Source organism: Nocardioides sp. J54 (assembly GCF_000519005.1).
Taxonomy (GTDB): Bacteria; Actinomycetota; Actinomycetes; order Propionibacteriales; family Nocardioidaceae; genus Nocardioides.
In genome coordinates, this window is record NZ_JAER01000008.1 from 114,569 (window position 1) to 130,853 (window position 16,285).

General features: G+C 72.9%; 17 protein-coding genes. 6 read left to right on the forward strand and 11 right to left on the reverse strand.

The genetic code is table 11. From position 1 onward, the window contains the following. The first annotated feature begins 38 nt into the window (after positions 1–38). The 6 genes from NOCJ54_RS0108070 to mnhG are packed head-to-tail and all read left to right on the forward strand — an operon-like array spanning position 39 to position 6,345. Complete coding sequence (locus NOCJ54_RS0108070) at positions 39–2,915, forward strand: Na+/H+ antiporter subunit A (RefSeq protein ID WP_028655098.1); 2,877 nt, start codon at positions 39–41, stop codon at positions 2,913–2,915. Beyond that, a complete protein-coding gene (locus tag NOCJ54_RS0108075) occupies positions 2,915–3,343 on the forward strand; it encodes a Na(+)/H(+) antiporter subunit C (RefSeq protein WP_028655099.1) in 429 nt (142 codons plus the stop codon). The genes NOCJ54_RS0108070 and NOCJ54_RS0108075 overlap by 1 nt, the downstream gene beginning before the upstream one ends. After that, complete coding sequence (locus NOCJ54_RS0108080; protein WP_028655100.1) at positions 3,340–5,043, forward strand: Na+/H+ antiporter subunit D; 1,704 nt, start codon at positions 3,340–3,342, stop codon at positions 5,041–5,043. The genes NOCJ54_RS0108075 and NOCJ54_RS0108080 overlap by 4 nt, the downstream gene beginning before the upstream one ends. After that, positions 5,040–5,702, forward strand: coding sequence for a Na+/H+ antiporter subunit E (locus NOCJ54_RS24540; protein WP_051485605.1), 663 nt, complete (start codon positions 5,040–5,042; stop codon positions 5,700–5,702). The genes NOCJ54_RS0108080 and NOCJ54_RS24540 overlap by 4 nt, the downstream gene beginning before the upstream one ends. Further along, entirely contained in the window at positions 5,699–5,986 is a 288-nt protein-coding gene (locus NOCJ54_RS0108090) for a monovalent cation/H+ antiporter complex subunit F (protein WP_028655101.1), read from the forward strand. The genes NOCJ54_RS24540 and NOCJ54_RS0108090 overlap by 4 nt, the downstream gene beginning before the upstream one ends. Next, positions 5,983–6,345, forward strand: coding sequence for a monovalent cation/H(+) antiporter subunit G (gene mnhG / locus NOCJ54_RS24545; protein WP_036517246.1), 363 nt, complete (start codon positions 5,983–5,985; stop codon positions 6,343–6,345). The genes NOCJ54_RS0108090 and mnhG overlap by 4 nt, the downstream gene beginning before the upstream one ends. Before the next feature lie 54 nt (positions 6,346–6,399). Here mnhG and NOCJ54_RS0108100 read toward each other — a convergent pair whose 3' ends face one another. The 11 genes from NOCJ54_RS0108100 to NOCJ54_RS0108150 form a co-directional block, all read right to left on the reverse strand. Then, positions 6,400–7,023: a TetR/AcrR family transcriptional regulator gene (locus tag NOCJ54_RS0108100; protein WP_198020150.1), complete on the reverse strand. Its 624-nt coding sequence runs from the start codon at positions 7,021–7,023 to the stop codon at positions 6,400–6,402. 49 nt (positions 7,024–7,072) lie between these two features. After that, the gene (locus tag NOCJ54_RS0108105; protein ID WP_028655103.1) at positions 7,073–7,525 is read right to left on the reverse strand and encodes a MaoC/PaaZ C-terminal domain-containing protein; all 453 of its coding nucleotides are present in this window, start codon (positions 7,523–7,525) and stop codon (positions 7,073–7,075) included. Then, positions 7,518–8,573: an acyl-CoA dehydrogenase family protein gene (locus tag NOCJ54_RS0108110; protein WP_028655104.1), complete on the reverse strand. Its 1,056-nt coding sequence runs from the start codon at positions 8,571–8,573 to the stop codon at positions 7,518–7,520. Before NOCJ54_RS0108110 ends, NOCJ54_RS0108105 begins: the two co-directional genes overlap by 8 nt. Next, positions 8,570–9,703: an acyl-CoA dehydrogenase family protein gene (locus NOCJ54_RS24550; protein ID WP_036517248.1), complete on the reverse strand. Its 1,134-nt coding sequence runs from the start codon at positions 9,701–9,703 to the stop codon at positions 8,570–8,572. The genes NOCJ54_RS0108110 and NOCJ54_RS24550 overlap by 4 nt, the downstream gene beginning before the upstream one ends. Continuing rightward, complete coding sequence (locus NOCJ54_RS24555) at positions 9,700–10,764, reverse strand: ABC transporter permease (RefSeq protein ID WP_051485606.1); 1,065 nt, start codon at positions 10,762–10,764, stop codon at positions 9,700–9,702. The genes NOCJ54_RS24550 and NOCJ54_RS24555 overlap by 4 nt, the downstream gene beginning before the upstream one ends. Next, positions 10,761–12,314: a sugar ABC transporter ATP-binding protein gene (locus tag NOCJ54_RS24560; protein WP_198020151.1), complete on the reverse strand. Its 1,554-nt coding sequence runs from the start codon at positions 12,312–12,314 to the stop codon at positions 10,761–10,763. Before NOCJ54_RS24560 ends, NOCJ54_RS24555 begins: the two co-directional genes overlap by 4 nt. Positions 12,315–12,384: 70 nt before the next feature. Further along, entirely contained in the window at positions 12,385–13,488 is a 1,104-nt protein-coding gene (locus NOCJ54_RS29825) for a sugar ABC transporter substrate-binding protein (RefSeq protein WP_028655105.1), read from the reverse strand. Between the two features lie 116 nt (positions 13,489–13,604). Next, positions 13,605–13,964, reverse strand: a complete 360-nt coding sequence (locus tag NOCJ54_RS0108135; RefSeq protein WP_232221714.1) for a carboxymuconolactone decarboxylase family protein — start codon at positions 13,962–13,964, stop codon at positions 13,605–13,607. After that, positions 13,961–15,109 (reverse strand): thiolase family protein, encoded by a 1,149-nt coding sequence (locus NOCJ54_RS0108140; protein WP_028655107.1) that lies wholly within the window; start codon positions 15,107–15,109, stop codon positions 13,961–13,963. The genes NOCJ54_RS0108135 and NOCJ54_RS0108140 overlap by 4 nt, the downstream gene beginning before the upstream one ends. Positions 15,110–15,136: 27 nt before the next feature. Further along, entirely contained in the window at positions 15,137–15,838 is a 702-nt protein-coding gene (locus NOCJ54_RS0108145; RefSeq protein WP_028655108.1) for an SDR family oxidoreductase, read from the reverse strand. Then, entirely contained in the window at positions 15,835–16,281 is a 447-nt protein-coding gene (locus NOCJ54_RS0108150) for a hypothetical protein (RefSeq protein ID WP_028655109.1), read from the reverse strand. Before NOCJ54_RS0108150 ends, NOCJ54_RS0108145 begins: the two co-directional genes overlap by 4 nt. Between the last annotated feature and the right edge of the window lie 4 nt (positions 16,282–16,285).

Here is a 16,285-nt window from a genome sequence, read left to right on the forward strand (position 1 = left end):
TTCCGGGCACGACCCTTGAACCCCTGCCGAGGATGCGCGTGCACCTGATCGTCCTGCTCCACTTCGTGGCGGGACTGGGGGCGCCCTGGCTGGTCCGTCGCCTCGGGACGCGCGCGTTCGCCGTCCTGGCCGCCGTCCCTGCAGGCAGCCTCGTGTGGGCCGTCGCGCACACCGGGGCGGTGCGCGAGGGGGACGGCCCCACCGACGTGCTGTCGTGGGTGCCGTCGCTCGACCTCGAGGTCGCACTGACGATGGGCGTCCTGCAGTGGCTGATGTTCCTCGTCGTGGTCGGGATCGGTGCCCTGGTCCTGGCCTACTGCACCTGGTACTTCACCGACGACGACGAGGGGATCGGCACGTTCGCGGGCGTGCTGGTCGCCTTCGTCGGCGCGATGCTCGGCCTCGTCCTCGCCGACGACCTGCTGCTGCTCTACGTCTTCTGGGAGCTGACGACGGTCTTCTCCTACCTGCTGATCGGCTACGACCCGACGAAGACGTCGTCGCGCCGCTCGGCGCTGCAGGCCCTGCTGGTCACCACCTTCGGTGGCCTGGCGATGCTGGTCGGTCTGCTGGTCATCGGCCACGAGGCCGGCACGCTGCGGATCTCGGAGATCCTCGCCGACCCGCCGGGCGGCACCTCCGTGACGATCGCCGTCGCGCTGCTGCTGGTCGGCGCGCTGAGCAAGTCCGCGCTCTTCCCCTTCCACTTCTGGCTGCCCGGCGCGATGGCCGCGCCGACGCCGGTCAGCGCCTACCTGCACGCCGCGGCGATGGTGAAGGCCGGTGTCTACCTGGTCGCGCTGCTGGCGCCGGCGTTCAGCACCGTCGCCGGGTGGCACGCGAGCCTGCTCGTCCTGGGAGTGCTCACGATGGTGCTGGGCGGGCTCCGCTCGCTGCGCCAGTACGACGTCAAGCTGCTCCTCGCCTACGGCACGGTCAGCCAGCTCGGGTTCCTCATGGTGGTGCTGTCGATCGGCACCCGTCACGCGGCGCTCGCCGGCCTGGCGCTGCTGCTGGCGCACGCACTCTTCAAGGCGACGCTCTTCCTCGTCGTCGGCATCGTCGACAAGTCCACCGGCACGCGCGACCTGCGCAAGCTCTCCGGGCTCGGTCGGCGCCAGCCGGTGCTGCTCACGATCGCCGGCCTCGCCGCGCTGTCCATGGCCGGCGTGGTGCCGCTGCTCGGCTTCGTCGCCAAGGAGTCGAGCTTCGAGGCACTCGTCGACGTCGCGGAGACCGGCACCGAGCTGCCCGCGTGGGCCGGCTGGCTCGCCGTCGCCGGCGTCGTGGTCGGCTCGGTCCTCACCGTCGCCTACACCGCCCGCTTCGTGTGGGGCACCTTCGCCGACAAGCCCGCGGTGGACGACACCCCGCTGACCCCGCCCGGCGCAGGCTTCCAGGCCGCCCCGGCGGTGCTCGCGATGACCGGCCTCGTCCTCGGCTTCGCCGGCTCCCCGCTGACCAGCCAGCTCGCGCCGTACGTCGACCAGTTCCCTGCGGCCGAGAAGGAGCCCTACCTCGCGCTGTGGCACGGCGTCGGGCTCCCGCTGCTGTTCTCCGTGCTCGCCGTCGGCGTCGGCCTGCTGATGTTCTGGAAGCGCGAGCGCTTCGCCCGCGCCCAGGCCCGGGTGACCACCGACCTCAGCACCGAGCGCGGCTACGGCTGGACGATGCGGGCCGTCGACCGGGCCGCCGTCGAGGTGACCGGCTGGGTCCAGCGCGGCTCCGTGGCGGCGTACCTCGCGATCATCCTGCTCGTCGTCATCGGGCTGCCCGGGATGGCGGCACTGCTCAACGTGGACCCCGACGACCTGCGGGTCGTCCTGTGGGACTCGCCGGCCCAGGCCGCCGTCGGCCTCGTCATCGTCGTCGCGGCGGTGATGACCGCGCGGTCGCGGCGCCGGCTGCGCGCGGTGGTGCTGGTCGGCGTGACCGGCTACGGCACGGCCCTGCTCTTCCTGCTCCACGGCGCTCCCGACCTCGCGCTGACGCAGGTGCTGGTCGAGACCGTCAGCCTCGTGGTCTTCGTGCTCGTGCTGCGGCGGCTGCCGGAGTACTTCACCGACCGGCCGCTCACCTGGCACCGCTACCTGCGGGTCGCGCTCGGCGTCGGCGTCGCTGCCGGCGTCACCGGCTTCATGCTGCTGACGACCTCGGCGCGCACGCACGACCCGGTGTCGGTGGAGTTCGCCGAGCAGGCGGTCGAGTACGGCGGGGGCGAGAACATCGTCAACGTCACGCTGGTCGACATCCGCGCCTGGGACACCTTCGGCGAGATCTCGGTCCTCGTGGCGGCCGCGACCGGCGTCGCGAGCCTGATCTTCCTCGACACCCGGCTGTCCGGGATCCGGCGCCTCCGCGAGATCCCCTACCCGGTCGGCGTGACGAAGCAGCGGGCCACCGCCGGCCGCCGGGCGTGGCTGCCCGCGCCCCGGACCCTCGACGCGGACCGGCGCTCGATCGTCTTCGAGGTCGTCACCCGGCTGGTGTTCCACAGCATCGTCGTGTTCAGCATCTACCTGCTGCTGGCGGGCCACAACCAGCCCGGAGGCGGCTTCGCGGCCGGGCTGGTCACCGGCATCGCACTGATCATCCGCTACCTCGCGGGCGGCAAGTACGAGCTCGACGAGGCGGCGCCGGTCGACGCCGGCATCCTGATGGGCAGCGGCCTCGGCATCGCGGCGACGTCCGCCGTCGTACCCCTCTTCTTCGGCGGCGCCGTGCTGCAGAGCGCGATCGTCGACGTCTCGCTCGGGCCGCTCGGCAAGCTGCACCTGGTGTCGTCGACCGGGTTCGACATCGGCGTCTACCTGATCGTGGTCGCGCTCATCCTCGACCTGCTGCGCACCTTCGGCTCGCGCATCGACCGCCAGGTCCAGCGCGAGCGCCGCGAGGCAGAGGGGAGCCCTGCCTGATGGACGCGAACCTGACCCTGGTCCTCACCGGCGCCGCCATGATCGGCTGCGGCGTCTACCTCGTGCTGGAGCGCAGCCTGACCCGCGTGCTGGTCGGCCTCGTCGTGCTGAGCAACGGGGTGAACCTCCAGTTCCTCGTCGCCGGCGGCAAGGCCGGCGAGGCGCCCATCGTCGGTGAGGCCGCCGCGTCGGAGATGAGCGACCCGCTGCCGCAGGCACTGGTCCTCACGGCGATCGTGATCACCCTCGCCATGGTGGCGTTCGTGCTGGCGATGGCCTACCGCAGCTGGCAGCTCAACGACCACGACGACGTCCAGGACGACGTCGAGGACGCAGCCATCCGTCGGCTCGCGGAGAGCGACGAACAGTCCGACAGCTTCGACCTCTCCAGCGACGAGCCCGAGACCTTCGAGCAGGAGGGCGCATGAACGTCAGCCTCCTCGTCCCGCTCCCCGTCGTCCTCCCCCTCCTCGGCGCCGGGGCGGCCCTGGTGCTGTCCCGCCGGCCGCACGCGCAACGGGCCGTCAGCGTCACCGTCCTGGCCGCGATGGCCGCCATCGCCGCGGTGCTCGCCGTGGCGGCCGACCAGGAAGGACCACAGGTCGCGTGGATCGCCGGCTGGCCGGAGCCCCTGGGCATCGCCCTGGTCGCCGACCGGCTCTCCGCCCTGATGCTGCTCGTCTCGTCGCTGGTGACCCTCGCGGTCCTCACCTACTCCGTCGGCCAGGGCATGACCGGCGACGGGGAGGAGCGCACGCCGATCTCCGTCTACCACCCGACCTTCCTCGTGCTCGTCGCCGGCGTCGCCAACGCCTTCCTCGCCGGCGACCTGTTCAACCTCTTCGTCAGCTTCGAGATGCTGCTGTTCGCCAGCTACGTGCTGCTGACGCTCGGCGGCACCATGGCGCGGATCCGCGCCGGGACGATCTACGTGGTCGTCAACCTGCTCTCGTCGATGCTCTTCCTGGTGGCACTGGCCGCCGTGTACGCCGCGACCGGCACCCTCAACCTCGCGCACCTCTCCACCCGGCTGGCCGAGCTCCCCGACAGCGTGGCCCTGGTGCTGCAGCTGATCCTGCTGGTGGTGTTCGCGATCAAGGCCGCGATCTTCCCGTTGTCGATGTGGCTGCCGGACAGCTACCCGACCGCCCCCGCGCCGGTGACCGCGGTGTTCGCCGGCCTGCTCACGAAGGTCGGCGTCTACGCGATCCTGCGGATGCAGTCGCTGCTCTTCCCCGACCAGCCGCTCACCGACCTGCTGATGTGGGCGGCGCTCGCGACGATGATCATCGCGATCCTCGGCGCGATCGCGCAGTCCGACATCAAGCGCATGCTGTCCTTCACCCTGGTCAGCCACATCGGCTTCCTGGTGTTCGGCATCGGCCTGGGCTCCGCCGCGGGCTTCTCCGGGGCGATCCTCTACGTCGCCCACCACATCACCATCCAGACCGCGCTGTTCCTGGTCGTCGGCCTGATCGAGCGGCGGGCCGGCAGCTCGTCCCTGGTGCGCCTCGGCGGCCTCGCCCGGCTCGCTCCCCTGCTGGGCATCCTGTTCTTCGTCCCCGCGATGAACCTCGCCGGGATCCCGCCGTTCTCCGGGTTCATCGGCAAGGTGATGCTGATCGAGGCCGGTGTCGCCGACGGCAGCGTGCTCGCCTGGCTGCTGGTCGGCGGCAGCGTGGTCACCAGCCTGCTCACCCTGTACGCGGTGGCGAAGACCTGGTCGCTGGCGTTCTGGCGCACGCCCCTGGAGGCCCACGAGATGGCTGCCCGGCTGGTGACCGCCGAGGACGAGGCGTCGCCGCCGCGGGGCGCCAGCCCCCGCGAGGACAGGCCCGTCCGGCTCGGGCACGGCGAGGGCCCGGGGCTGGTCGCCCAGGGCCTGGACGAGGTGGAGCGGGTCCACGACCCCGACCACCCCGACCGCGACCTGCACCAGCGGCTGCAGGACGGCGACCTGCCGGACCGGCTCCCGCGCTCGATGGTGTGGTCGACGACCGGCCTGGTCGCCATCACCGTGGCCCTGACCTTCGTCGCCGGGCCGCTCGCGGGCTACACCGACCGGGCCGCGGTCGACCTGCTCGAGCGCACCCCGTACGTCTCGGCCGTCCTGGAGGACACGCCATGACCGCCGACGTGGCCCCCGCCCCGGTGCCGGACCAGCCCTCCGCCGTACGCCGGCGGCTGGCGAACGTCCAGCTCGGCGTGACGCTGTGGCTCACCGTCCTGTGGCTGGTGCTGTGGCGCGACCTGACCTTCCCGCTCGTGGTCGGCGGACTGCTCGTCGGCGTGGTCGTGCAGCTGGTGTTCCCGCTGCCGCCCCTGCGGATGCACCTGCGCCCGCGTCCGGTCGGGCTGCTCGTGCTGGTCGCGGTGTTCCTGCGCGACGTCGTCGTCGCGAGCTGGCAGGTCACCCGGATCGTGCTGCGCCCCGGCCCGGTCACCAACGCCGTCGTCGAGATCCAGCTGCGCACGCCCTCGGACTTCGTCCTCACCATCGTCGGCGAGATGCTGACCCTGATCCCGGGCAGCGTCCTGGTCGAGGCCCGCCGGGCGAGCCACACCATCTACATGCACGTCCTGGACGTCGCCGACGAGGACGACGTCGAGGAGTTCCGCCAGCTCGCGCTCGCCCAGGAGCGCCGCGTGCTGCGGGCCTTCGGCATCGACGACAGCCACCTGTCGCTGCCGCCGGAGCAGGCGCAGCAGGCCGTGCGCGACCGCGCGGCGGGCGAGGACGTGCAGGGTGTCGTCCACGGCGTGCACGACGAGGAGGGCTTCGGATGAGCGTGACCGACTGGGTGCTCGGCGGGTGCGTGGTCGTGCTCGCCGTCGCCGCTCTGCTCCTCACCGCCCGGATCACGATCGGTCCGACCACGCTCGACCGGATCATCGCCATGGACGCCCTCATCGCCGTCCTCATCTGCGGCCTCGCCCTCGACGCGGCGGTACGACGCAGCACCGACACCATCCCGATCCTGCTCACGCTCACCGTGCTGGGGTTCGTGGGATCGGTGAGCGTCGCCCGGTTCACCCGCGGGCGCACCGACATCGAGGGGGACCCGCGATGACCTGGCCCGGGGTCGCCGACGCACTCGCCGCCGTGTGCCTCTCGCTGGGCGCGTTGCTGACGCTCGTCGCAGCGATCGGCATGCTGCGCTTCCCGGACCTGCTCACCCGGATGCACGCGGTGACCAAGCCGCAGGTGCTCGGCCTGCTGCTGGTCTGCACCGGCCTCGCGCTGCGCCTGCGCGACCCCGGCGCCACGGGCCTGCTCGTGCTGGTGGTGGTCGCGCAGATGCTCACCGCACCGGTCGCCAGCCACATGGCCGGCCGCGCGTCGTACCGCAGTGGGCAGATGCGCACCGACCTGCTCGTCGTCGACGAGCTGACCGGCGTCGACCTGGAGGAGAACCGCGGCGCCCCCTGACCGTCACCGGTCGCGCACCGAACAACGGATCAGCCGACCAGCCGACCGACCCGATCAGTCGCGCGGGACCAGGCCGCCGATCAGCATCTCGGCGAACATCTCGCCGATCTCCGAGGGCGACAGGCTCCCTGCGAGGTCGAGCCAGGCGTGCGTCCACGCGCCGGTGCCGATGATGCCGAAGGCGATCACCCGCGCCGGGCCGATCCGCCGGAAGGCGCCCTCGTTCATGCCGTGCTCGATGAGGTCGACGAAGATCCGCTCGAACTCGTCGCGCTTGCGCTGGATCTCCTCGAACGTGTCGCCGTCGAGGAAGCGGCGCTCCTGCAGGAACACCGTGATCTCGGCCTTGTAGACCCCCATCGGCTCGAGGAGGGCCTCCTTGATGAGCTTGCGCAACCGGTCGGCCGGCGGCAGCCCGGGCTCCGACATCACCGCCCTGGCCTTCGAGAGCTGGTGGTCGATGAACTCGTCGTGGACGCGCTGCAGCAGCTCGTCCTTGCTCTGGAAGTGGTGGTAGAAGGCACCCTTGGTCAGGCCCGCGGCGTCGACGATGCTCTGCACCGAGGTGCTCGCGTAGCCCCTGGTCTCGAACAGCTCGATGCCGGCCTTCACCAGTGCCTTGCGCGCACCCTCGGGGTCGCGGAGCCTCTTGCGACGCCCGCTCGCAGCCTCGGCCACGGGCACCTCCTCACGTGATCGGTTCTGTCGGTCCAGACTGACCGGTACGTTAGCAACCGGGGCGGCACTGCAGCAGGTTCACCATCTCCCCGGCGTGGACGACCTCGTCACGCTGGTTGAGCACCTCGACCTCCTGCACGACCACCCCCCGGCGGCCGTCACGGGTGGGACGGAGCTCTGCAACGGTGGTGCGGGTGCGCACGGTGTCCCCGATGAGGACGGGCGCCCGCATGGTCCAGCGCCGCACCTCGAGGAACGCGACGAGCGGCTGGCCGACGAACGGCAGCTGTCCCCGTTGCCCCGTCGCGACGGAGAGGACCAGCGCGCCGTGCACGAGCCGGGTCCCGAAGGGGCTCCGGGCGGCGTGCTCGGCGTCGGTGTGGAGCGGGTGGAAGTCACCCGAGACCCCGCAGAAGGCGACGACGTCCGCCTCGGTCATGGTGCGCCCGGTGCTGGTCCAGGCGTCGCCGAGCGCCAGGTCGTCGAACCAGAGCTCAGCCATGCCCGACCCCGTCCACGAGCGAGCGCCACTGTGTCGTGAACCCGTGCTGGTCCACTGCGGCTCCCAGCTCGGCGTCCCACTCGTCGGCGGTGCCGAAGTCGGCGCGCCACGCGAGGGCCGGCATCGAGAACCGGTGCAGCTCGTGCTCGCGGGTCGTCCCGATCGCACCGAGAACCTGGTGCGCGTGCCGGGTCACCGGGGCGACGGCGTGCCCGCTGCACGACTTCGCCACGGCGACCGCGAGGTGCGCGGCACCGAGGTCCGCCATCGACCCAGCCGCCCCGGTCACCGCCGCCTCGCGGACGGCAGCGACGACGGCAGCCCGGGCCAGTGCGACCTCCGACGCCGCATCGGCGAGCATTCCCTGCACGGCCTGGAAGGCGACCAGGGGGCGGCCGAACTGGGTGCGCACGTGCGCGTGCTCCACCGCTACGTCGACGCAGCGCTCCAGCGCTCCGACGACCTGCACGGAGCGCAGCAGCGCGCCGCGGCGGCGCAGCTCGTCCCGCACCTCCCGGGCGAGTGGGACAGTCGCGGTCCCCGTCGGCACCCGCGTCCGGACCCGTCGCGTCCCGGGCAACTGGCCTGCTCGCGACCAGTCGAGGTCGCTGGCGCGGTGGCGCGACACCACCGCGCCGTCCGGGCCGTCCTCGACCAGCAGGACGGTGTCGACGTCGGCGCCCCACGGCACGGTGACCTCGCCGCCTGCCGGCCCGGCGCCGACCGTCAGCACGTCGTCGCCGACGGACCAGCCCACGTGGTCGACCAGCCGCCGGCCGAGCAGGTCGTGCTCGCCGAGCGGGAGGGGTACGGCGTGCCGGGCCGCTGCCCGGTGCAGGGCCCATGCCTCCGGCCAGCCGGCTCCGGAGCCCCCCTGCTGCTCTGAGGTCGTGAGCAGGGTGAGGCCGAGCCCGGCCACCTGTGCCCACAACCCGCGGTCGAGGGGTCCGTCCGCATCCGCGGACGCCGCGACCTCGGCGAAGAGCTTGTCGAGCATCGCATCGAGGTCGGGGTCGACGTCGAGCGCTGTCGTCGGGTCGGTGCTCACCGGGTGCCTCCCGTTCCCACCAGTCCCCTGGCGACGATGCCGCGCAGCACCTCGGTGGTGCCGCCGCGCAGCGTGAAGCCCGGACGCCGGCTGAGGGCGTCGGCGACGAGGTCCAGCCGGTCGGCGTCCACGTCGGGGCCGGCCCACTCGGCGAGGTCGTCGGCCAGGTCACCCTCGAAGCGGTTGCCCAGGCCCTTGACCATGGCCGCCGCGACGTCGGCCGGGACGCCGGCCTGCAGGCGGCCAGCCACGTCGAGGGAGAGGTGGTGCAGGGCCACCAGCCGGGCGAGGTGGCGACCGATCGCCGAGGCGCTGGCGCGCACCGGCAGCCCGTCGTCGGCGACTGCCGCGAGCGCGGCGAAGGTGGACAGGAAGCGTTCCGGCCCGCTCCGCTCGAAGCCGAGCTCAGAGGTCACCTGCCGCCAGCCCTGGCCGACCTCGCCCAGCACGTCGGCGTCGGTGACCTCGACCTCGTCGAGGACCACCTCGTTGAAGTGGTGGCTGCCGTCGAAGGAGACGATGGGGCTGACCCGGACCCCCGGGGAGTCGAGGCGGACGAGGAACTGGCTGAGGCCCTCGTGACGCCGCGCCGGGTCGAGCGGCGCGGTGCGGGCGAGGACGAAGAAGGCGTGGGCGCGGTGCGCACCCGAGGTCCAGACCTTCGTGCCCGACAGCCGCCACCCGCGGTCCGTGCGGGTCGCCCGGGTCCGCACCGACGCCAGGTCGGAGCCCGAGTCGGGTTCACTCATGCCGATCGCCCAGTAGGACTGCCCGCTGGCGATGCCGGGCAGGAACTCCCTGCGCTGGTCCTCGGTGCCGAAGCGCAGCAGGGACGGGGCGACCTGCCGGTCGGCAATCCAGTGCGCGGCGACGGGGGCGCCGGCGCAGAGCAGCTCCTCGGTGACGACGAAGCGCTCGAGGTGGCTGCGTCCCTGTCCGCCGTACTCGGCCGGGATGGTCATGCCGACCCACCCGCGCTCCCCCAGCGCCCGGCTGAAGTCCTCGTCCCAGCCCGCCAACCAGCTGTCGACGGCGGGCCTGAACGTGCCCGCGCGGCGCTGCCCGTCGAGGAAGTCGCGGACCTCCCCGCGCAGCGCGGCCAGCTGCTCGGTGCTCGTCGCGGTGCTCATCGCCCCGCCGCCTTTCGGGGACCGCGCTCGGCGACCGTGATCGCCACGGCGACGATGAGGATCAGGCCGGAGAAGACGTCGGGCGCCCAGGTGGGACCACCGACGAGCGTCAGGCCGAGGGAGCCCGTGCCGATCACGAGGACGGCGAGCACCGCCCCCCACGGGTTGAACCGGCCGTGCCGGAACTGGGTCGCGCCGAGGAAGGCAGCCGAGAAGGCGGGGATCAGGTAGTGGGCGCCCGCGTCCGGGGCGCCGGCCTGGAGCCGGGCGGCGAGGACGACCCCGGCGAAGCCCGCGAGCCCGCCCGAGACGGCGAATGCTGCGACCCTGACCCGGTTGACGCGTACGCCGGTCAGCCTGGCCGCCTCGGCGTTGTAGCCGGTGGCGTAGAGCCGCCGTCCCGCGGAGGTCTGCTCGAGGACCAGCCCCATCACCACCATGATCGCGATGACGTAGAGGAACGAGACGTTGACGCCCGCGACCTCGCCGATCGCGATCAGGTTGAACTCACCTGACATCCGTTCGGTCAAGACCTTGTCGCCGGACAGGGCGACCGCCATCGCCGCGACGATCGCTCCCGTGCCCAGGGTGGCGATGAGCGACTCGAGGCGCAGCCAGACGACTGCGACGGCATTGGCGAGCCCGACGAGCACGCCCGCGGCGATGCCGCCGATCGCGCAGAGCGTGGGCGACAACGAGGTGGTGGCGAGCAGGTGCCCGGCCACCACGCCGCCGAGGCTCATGGTGGAACCGATCGACAGGTCGAAGAGCCGGGCGGAGAGGACGACCACCAGGCTCAGCGCAGCGAGGGCGGTGACGGCGTAGTCGCTCATCAGCGTGGTCACCGTCGCGCGGTCGAGCCACAGGTCGGGGATCCACACGGCGAAGACCACGACCATGCCCAACCACACGTAGACGGCGCCGATCGTGCCGAAGCCGAGGGCGCGCAGCGGGTGTCGCCGCGCGCTGCGGCCCTCCGCACCGGTGCCGACAGGGTCGTCCCGGCCGAGGGCGGGGCTGGTCGGTGCGGGGCGCACGGCCCCCTTGATCGTGTCGCTCATCGCTCTCCACCCATCTCTGCGAGGGCGCCGACCGGGACCGGTCGGCGCCGAGCCATCGCGGCAAGAAGTCTTGCCTCGGTCACGTCCTCGCCCTCCAGCTCCTCGACGACCTCACCGTCGACGAGTACGAGCACGCGGTCGGCCATGCCGACCAGGTCGTCGAGGTCGGAGGAGCACACGACCGACGGCGTCCCGCTCGCCGCCAGCCCGCGCACCAGCGCGTAGATCGACTGCCGGGCACCGATGTCGACGCCGCTGGTGGGGTCGTCGAGGACGAGCACCTCCGGCGCACCGATCAGGCCCCGCGCCAGCGAGACCTTCTGCTTGTTGCCGCCGCTGAGCAGGCCGTAGGGGCGGGCGGGGTCGCGCGGGGAGACGCCGAGCCGCTCGATCCACTCGCGGGCGACGGCGTGCTCGCGCCGGCGTGAGACCCAGCCGCGGCGGGCGACCGCCGTCGGCCGGGCGAGGCCGATGTTCTCCGCGACCGACTGCTCGCGGACCGCGCAGGCCGGGTGGCTGTTGGGGAGCACGAGCGCCAGGCCGTGCTGACGGGCCCGCGCGACGCTGGCCTGCCCGGTCGTGGTGACGCCGCCCGCGGTGAGCGCCATGGTCGCCGGCGCCGCCCCGGCCAGGGCCTCCGCGAGGTCCTCCCGGCCGGAGCCGGCGATCCCGGCGACCCCGAGGACCTCGCCCTCGCGGAGGGTGAGGTCGATGCCCCGGACCAGGTCGGTGCGCAGGTCGCCGACGGACAGTACCGGCCGGGCGTCCGGCGGCACCGGGGTGAGGCCGGCCCGGTCCCCGACCTCCGACACCTCGCGGCCGACGATCAGCTCGGCGAGCGCGGCCTCGTCCATCCCCTCGGTGCTGAAGGTGCCGAGGCTGCGGCCGTCGCGCAGCACCGTCAACCGGTCGGCGACCCCCAGCACCTCACCCAGCCGGTGGGAGACGTAGATGATGCTCACCCCGCGGTCCCGGAGGCCTCGGACGACCTGCATCAGCCGGTCGACCTCGGCCGGCGGGAGCGCCGCCGTGGGCTCGTCGAGGACCAGGACCTTTGGTGTGCCGTGCCGGTCGTCGAGGGCTCGAGCGATCGCCACCGCACTGCGCTCGACCGCGGCGAGCCGGCCGGCCGGCCGGTCGATGTCGACCGGGACACCGACCCGGGCGAGCAGGTCGCGGACCCGGGCCCGGTGCGCCCGCCACGCGATGCGGCCGAGCTTGCCCTCGAAGCCGGCGCTCAGGCCGACGTTCTCCGCTGCGCCCAGCTCGTCGACCAGCCCGAGGTCCTGGTGGACGAAGCGCAGGCCTGCTGCCAGCGAGCCGGCCGGGTTGCCCGGATCGAGGCCGACTCCGTCGACCTCGATCCGGGAGCCGGGGTCGGGGCGGTGGAAGCCGGAGAGGACCTTGATGAGCGTCGACTTGCCGGATCCGTTCTCCCCGACCAGCGCGTGCACCTCGCCGGCGCGCACCTCGAGGTCCACATCGCTCAGCGCCCGCTGCGCGGGGAAGGTCTTGCTGACTCCTGACAGTCGCAGTCGCACGTCGTCCATCTCCGGCACCCCTCTCCTCGCCCCTGCTCTTGCCTGCTCGCCGTGCCCGTGGGTCGTCCCGCGGGATCGCTCAGGACAGGCCCCACAGGGCCAGGTACTGCTCGCGGTAGTCCTCGACCGTCGGGTAGGTCTCGGTGGCCGTCGGGAGGGTCTCCTTCGTGACGATCCACTCCGGCCACGTGGCCCGGTCCGTCGACGGCGTGGTGTCCTCGCCGTTGAAGCTGCGGATGAAGAAGTCGACCGCGCGCCACATCTCCTCGTCGCTCGCAGCGGTGAGCACCGCGGTGAGGAACTCCCCGTCGGCGAGGTACTGGTTCGCCGCGACGTTGTAGGCGCCCAGCCCGACGACCTGGACATCGGCGGGCGTGAGGCCGGCCGAGCGGAGGGCGGCGGGCAGGCCGACGACCATGTCCGAGAGGCCGATCTCGAGCCAGTTCACGTCGGGGTTGCGGCGCAGGTGGGCCGCTACCCGCGTGGGCAGGTCCTTGCCGACGCTGGTCGACGGCAGCTCGAGGACCTCGACGCGACACTGCTCGCAGGCCTCCTCGACAGTGGCCTTGTAGCTCGCTGCCATCACCTCGAGGCTCGGCAGGACCTCGCCCACCGTGACCGCGACGGCGTTGAGCTGGTCACCCGCCCTGGACAGCGTGTAGCGGGCGATGGTCTCGCCGGCCGCCTCGTAGGTGTCGCGGCCGAGCAGCACGCCCGTGACGCCGCCACCAGCCGGGTCGACCATGTTGAGCCGGAGGACGGGGATCCCCTTCGCCTCGAGCGTGCCCAGCTCATCCTCGAAGAACCGGCGGTCGTGACCGAGGCCGATGACACCGTCCGGGCCGAGCCGGACGGCCTGGGCCCAGGCGTTCTTGATCTCCTCCGGCGTCGCGCCGGTGGCGATGACCTCCAGCTCCCACCCCACGGCGGCGACGGCCTCCTTCAGCGCCTTGCCGAGTGCCTCGCACGCCGGGAGGCCGCACTGGAGGTAGGCCAGCTCCTTGTCCTTCGGCACGGACCGCACCGGGGCCTCGAGGCCGATCGACGTGGGGCGCTCCAGGAGGTCGGCGACCTGGGCCGCCATCTCCTTGCCGAGCTCCTGCCCCTCGCCGGCGTTGGCCGCGCTGGCCGTGTCCTCCGGGGCACTGCACCCCGTGAGCGCCAGACCGGCGGCGAGTGCCACCCCTGCTGCTCCTCGCACCACTCGTCGCATGACTTTTCCTCCTACTTACACACCGACCGGTCGGTTTGGTTCAGGCAACGTTAGATCCGGGTCAGGGACCCGTCAAGACCGTTCGTTCAGGTCCCGTCGTCCAGCGCGTCGGGCAGCACCTCGGCGAGCACACCGAGTGCCGACATCGCTCGCGGCCAGCCGGCGTAGAAGGCCAGCTGCAGCACCAGCTCCGCCAGCTCGTCGCGACTCACCCCGCAGGCGAGCGCGCGGGGCCCGTGAAATCGCAGCTGGTCAACGTTGCCTCCGGCGACCAGCGCGGACACCGTTGCCAGTGCGCGGTCGCGCGGGGCGAGCCCGGGACGGGCCAGCACGTCGCCGAACAGCACCTCCTCGGTCAGCTCGGCGAGGCGCGGGGAGAAGGCACGGACGGCCACCAAGGCCCGGCCCAGGTCCGCCTCCGCGCCCCGGCCGCCTCCCGGGCTCACGACGCCTCCAGCACCAGGGCGTTCGCCATGCCGCCCGCCTCGCAGATCGTCTGCAGCCCGTAGCGGATGCCCTCCCGCTTCATGCGGTGCACCAGCGTCGTGGTCAGTCGCGTGCCGGAACAGCCCAGCGGGTGGCCGAGCGCGATCGCGCCGCCGTCCGGGTTGAGCAGGGCAGGGTCGGCGCCGGTCTCAGCGAGCCACGCCAGCACGACGGAGGCGAAGGCCTCGTTGAGCTCGACGGTGCCGATGTCGTCGAGGCGAAGGCCTGCACGGGCAAGGACCTTCTCGGTGGCTGGGATCGGGCCGGTCAGCATCAGCTCGGGGTCGACGCCGACGACGGCACTGCTGTGCACACGGGCCATCGGCTCGAGCCCGAGCTCGGCGGCCCTGTCGGCGCTGGCGAGCAGGACGGCCGAGGCGCCGTCGGAGATCTGCGAGGAGTTGCCCGCAGTGACGACGCCGTCGTCGCGAAACACCGTGCGCAGGCCCGCGAGGACCTCGAGCGACCCGCCCTCACGGATCCCCTCGTCGGCCGACACCTCACCGGCCGCGGTCGGGACCGGGATGATCTCGTCGTCGTAGTGCCCGGCGTCGCGCGCAGCGGCAGCCCGGGCGTGTGACAGGAGGCTGAGCTCGTCGAGCGCGGTGCGGGAGAAGCCCCACTTGTCCGCGATCAGCTCGGCAGCCAGGCCCTGGGAGAACTCCACCCCGGGGTAACGCTCGGCGACCCGGGGGCCGCGCGCGTCACCGTGGCCACTGGTCCGAGTGGCACCCATCGGCACGCGTGACATCGACTCGACACCACCGACGACGACGAGGTCGTAGTGCCCCGCGACGATGCCGGCTGCGCCGAAGGACAGTGCCTGCTGCGAGGAGCCGCACGCACGGTCCACCGTCGTTCCGGGCACGGTCTCGGGCCAGCCGGCGGCGAGCGCCGACCACCGTCCGACGTTCGACGACTGTTCACCGATGGTGGTGACGCAGCCCCAGACCACGTCGTCGACCAGCGCCGGGTCGAGGCCGGTGCGGTGCTGGAGCGCCGAGAGCACGCGCGCGCCGAGGTCGACGGGGTGGACGGCGGACAGGCCGCCGCCGCGCCGGCCCAGCGGCGTACGGACGGCGTCGATGATCACGGCTTCAGCCATGGGTTCGCCTTTCGTGGGCGGGGAGCCTCAGGAGAAGCTGCGTCCCCCGCAGGAGTAGAGGACCTGGCCGGTCACGTACGACGCGGCCTCGGACGCCAGCCAGGCGACGGCCTCCGCGATGTCGCGCGGCTGCCCGGCGGCAGCGAGCGGGATGGCGTCGACGACGCGGCGGCGCGCGTCGGCCGGCATCGCCGCCGTCATCTCGGACTCGACGAAGCCGGGGGCGACAGCGTTGACGCGCAGGCGCGGGGCCAGCGCGAGGGCGTGGCCGCGGGTCAGCCCGATGACCCCACCCTTGGCGATGCCGTAGTTGAACTGCCCGACGTTGCCCAGCTGCGCGCGCGAGCTGATGTTGACGACAGAGCCACCGTCGGCGAGCAGCGGGGCGACCGCCTCGGTCAGTGCCCACGTGCCGCCGAGATTGACGCGGACGACGGCCCGGAAGTCCGGCTCGGCCATCTTACGCAGCAACCGGTCCCGCGTGATGCCCGCGTTGTTGACCAGGACGCGCGGCTCGTCGCGGTGCGCACGGACGGCGTCGGCGATGCGCCCGACGTCGGGCGGTTGCGAGATGTCGGCCCGCACCGCCCCCACCCCCAGCTCGCGCGCCGTGTCGTGGACCCGCTCGTCGAGGTCGACGAGGAGGAGGGCGTGGCCCGCCTCCGCCAGCCGCGACGCGATGGACCGACCGATGCCGCGGGCGGCACCGGTCACGATGGCGAGGCTCATGGCAGCAGCGCCCCCAGGTGGGCGGTGCCGACCATGACCGTCTGGCCCCGTGCGGCCCGGGAGCCGAGGAGCTGCTCGACGGTCGCGGCGACCCGGGTCGCGGGCTCGTCGGCGTCCCAGCCGACGACGGTCGCGTACTGGTCCCGCCGCAGTCCCTCGAAGGCCAGGCACCGGCCGCCGGCGACGAGGCCGACCGCGACTGCCGACTCCAGAGGTCCCGACCGACCCACGGCGGCAGCCGCGTCGACCACGAACACCACCGGTGCGTCCTCCTGCGCCGCCACGTGGGCGAGCCGGTAGGCCTCGACCAGCTGGTCCTCGGCGTCCACCCAGGATGCGACCGGGCCGGGCCGGAAGACGACCCCGTCCTCGGCGCGACCGTCGGGGGACCCGATCGCCGCGAGCGCCTCCGCGAGCGCCTCGTCAGCCACCTGCACCTTCATCACA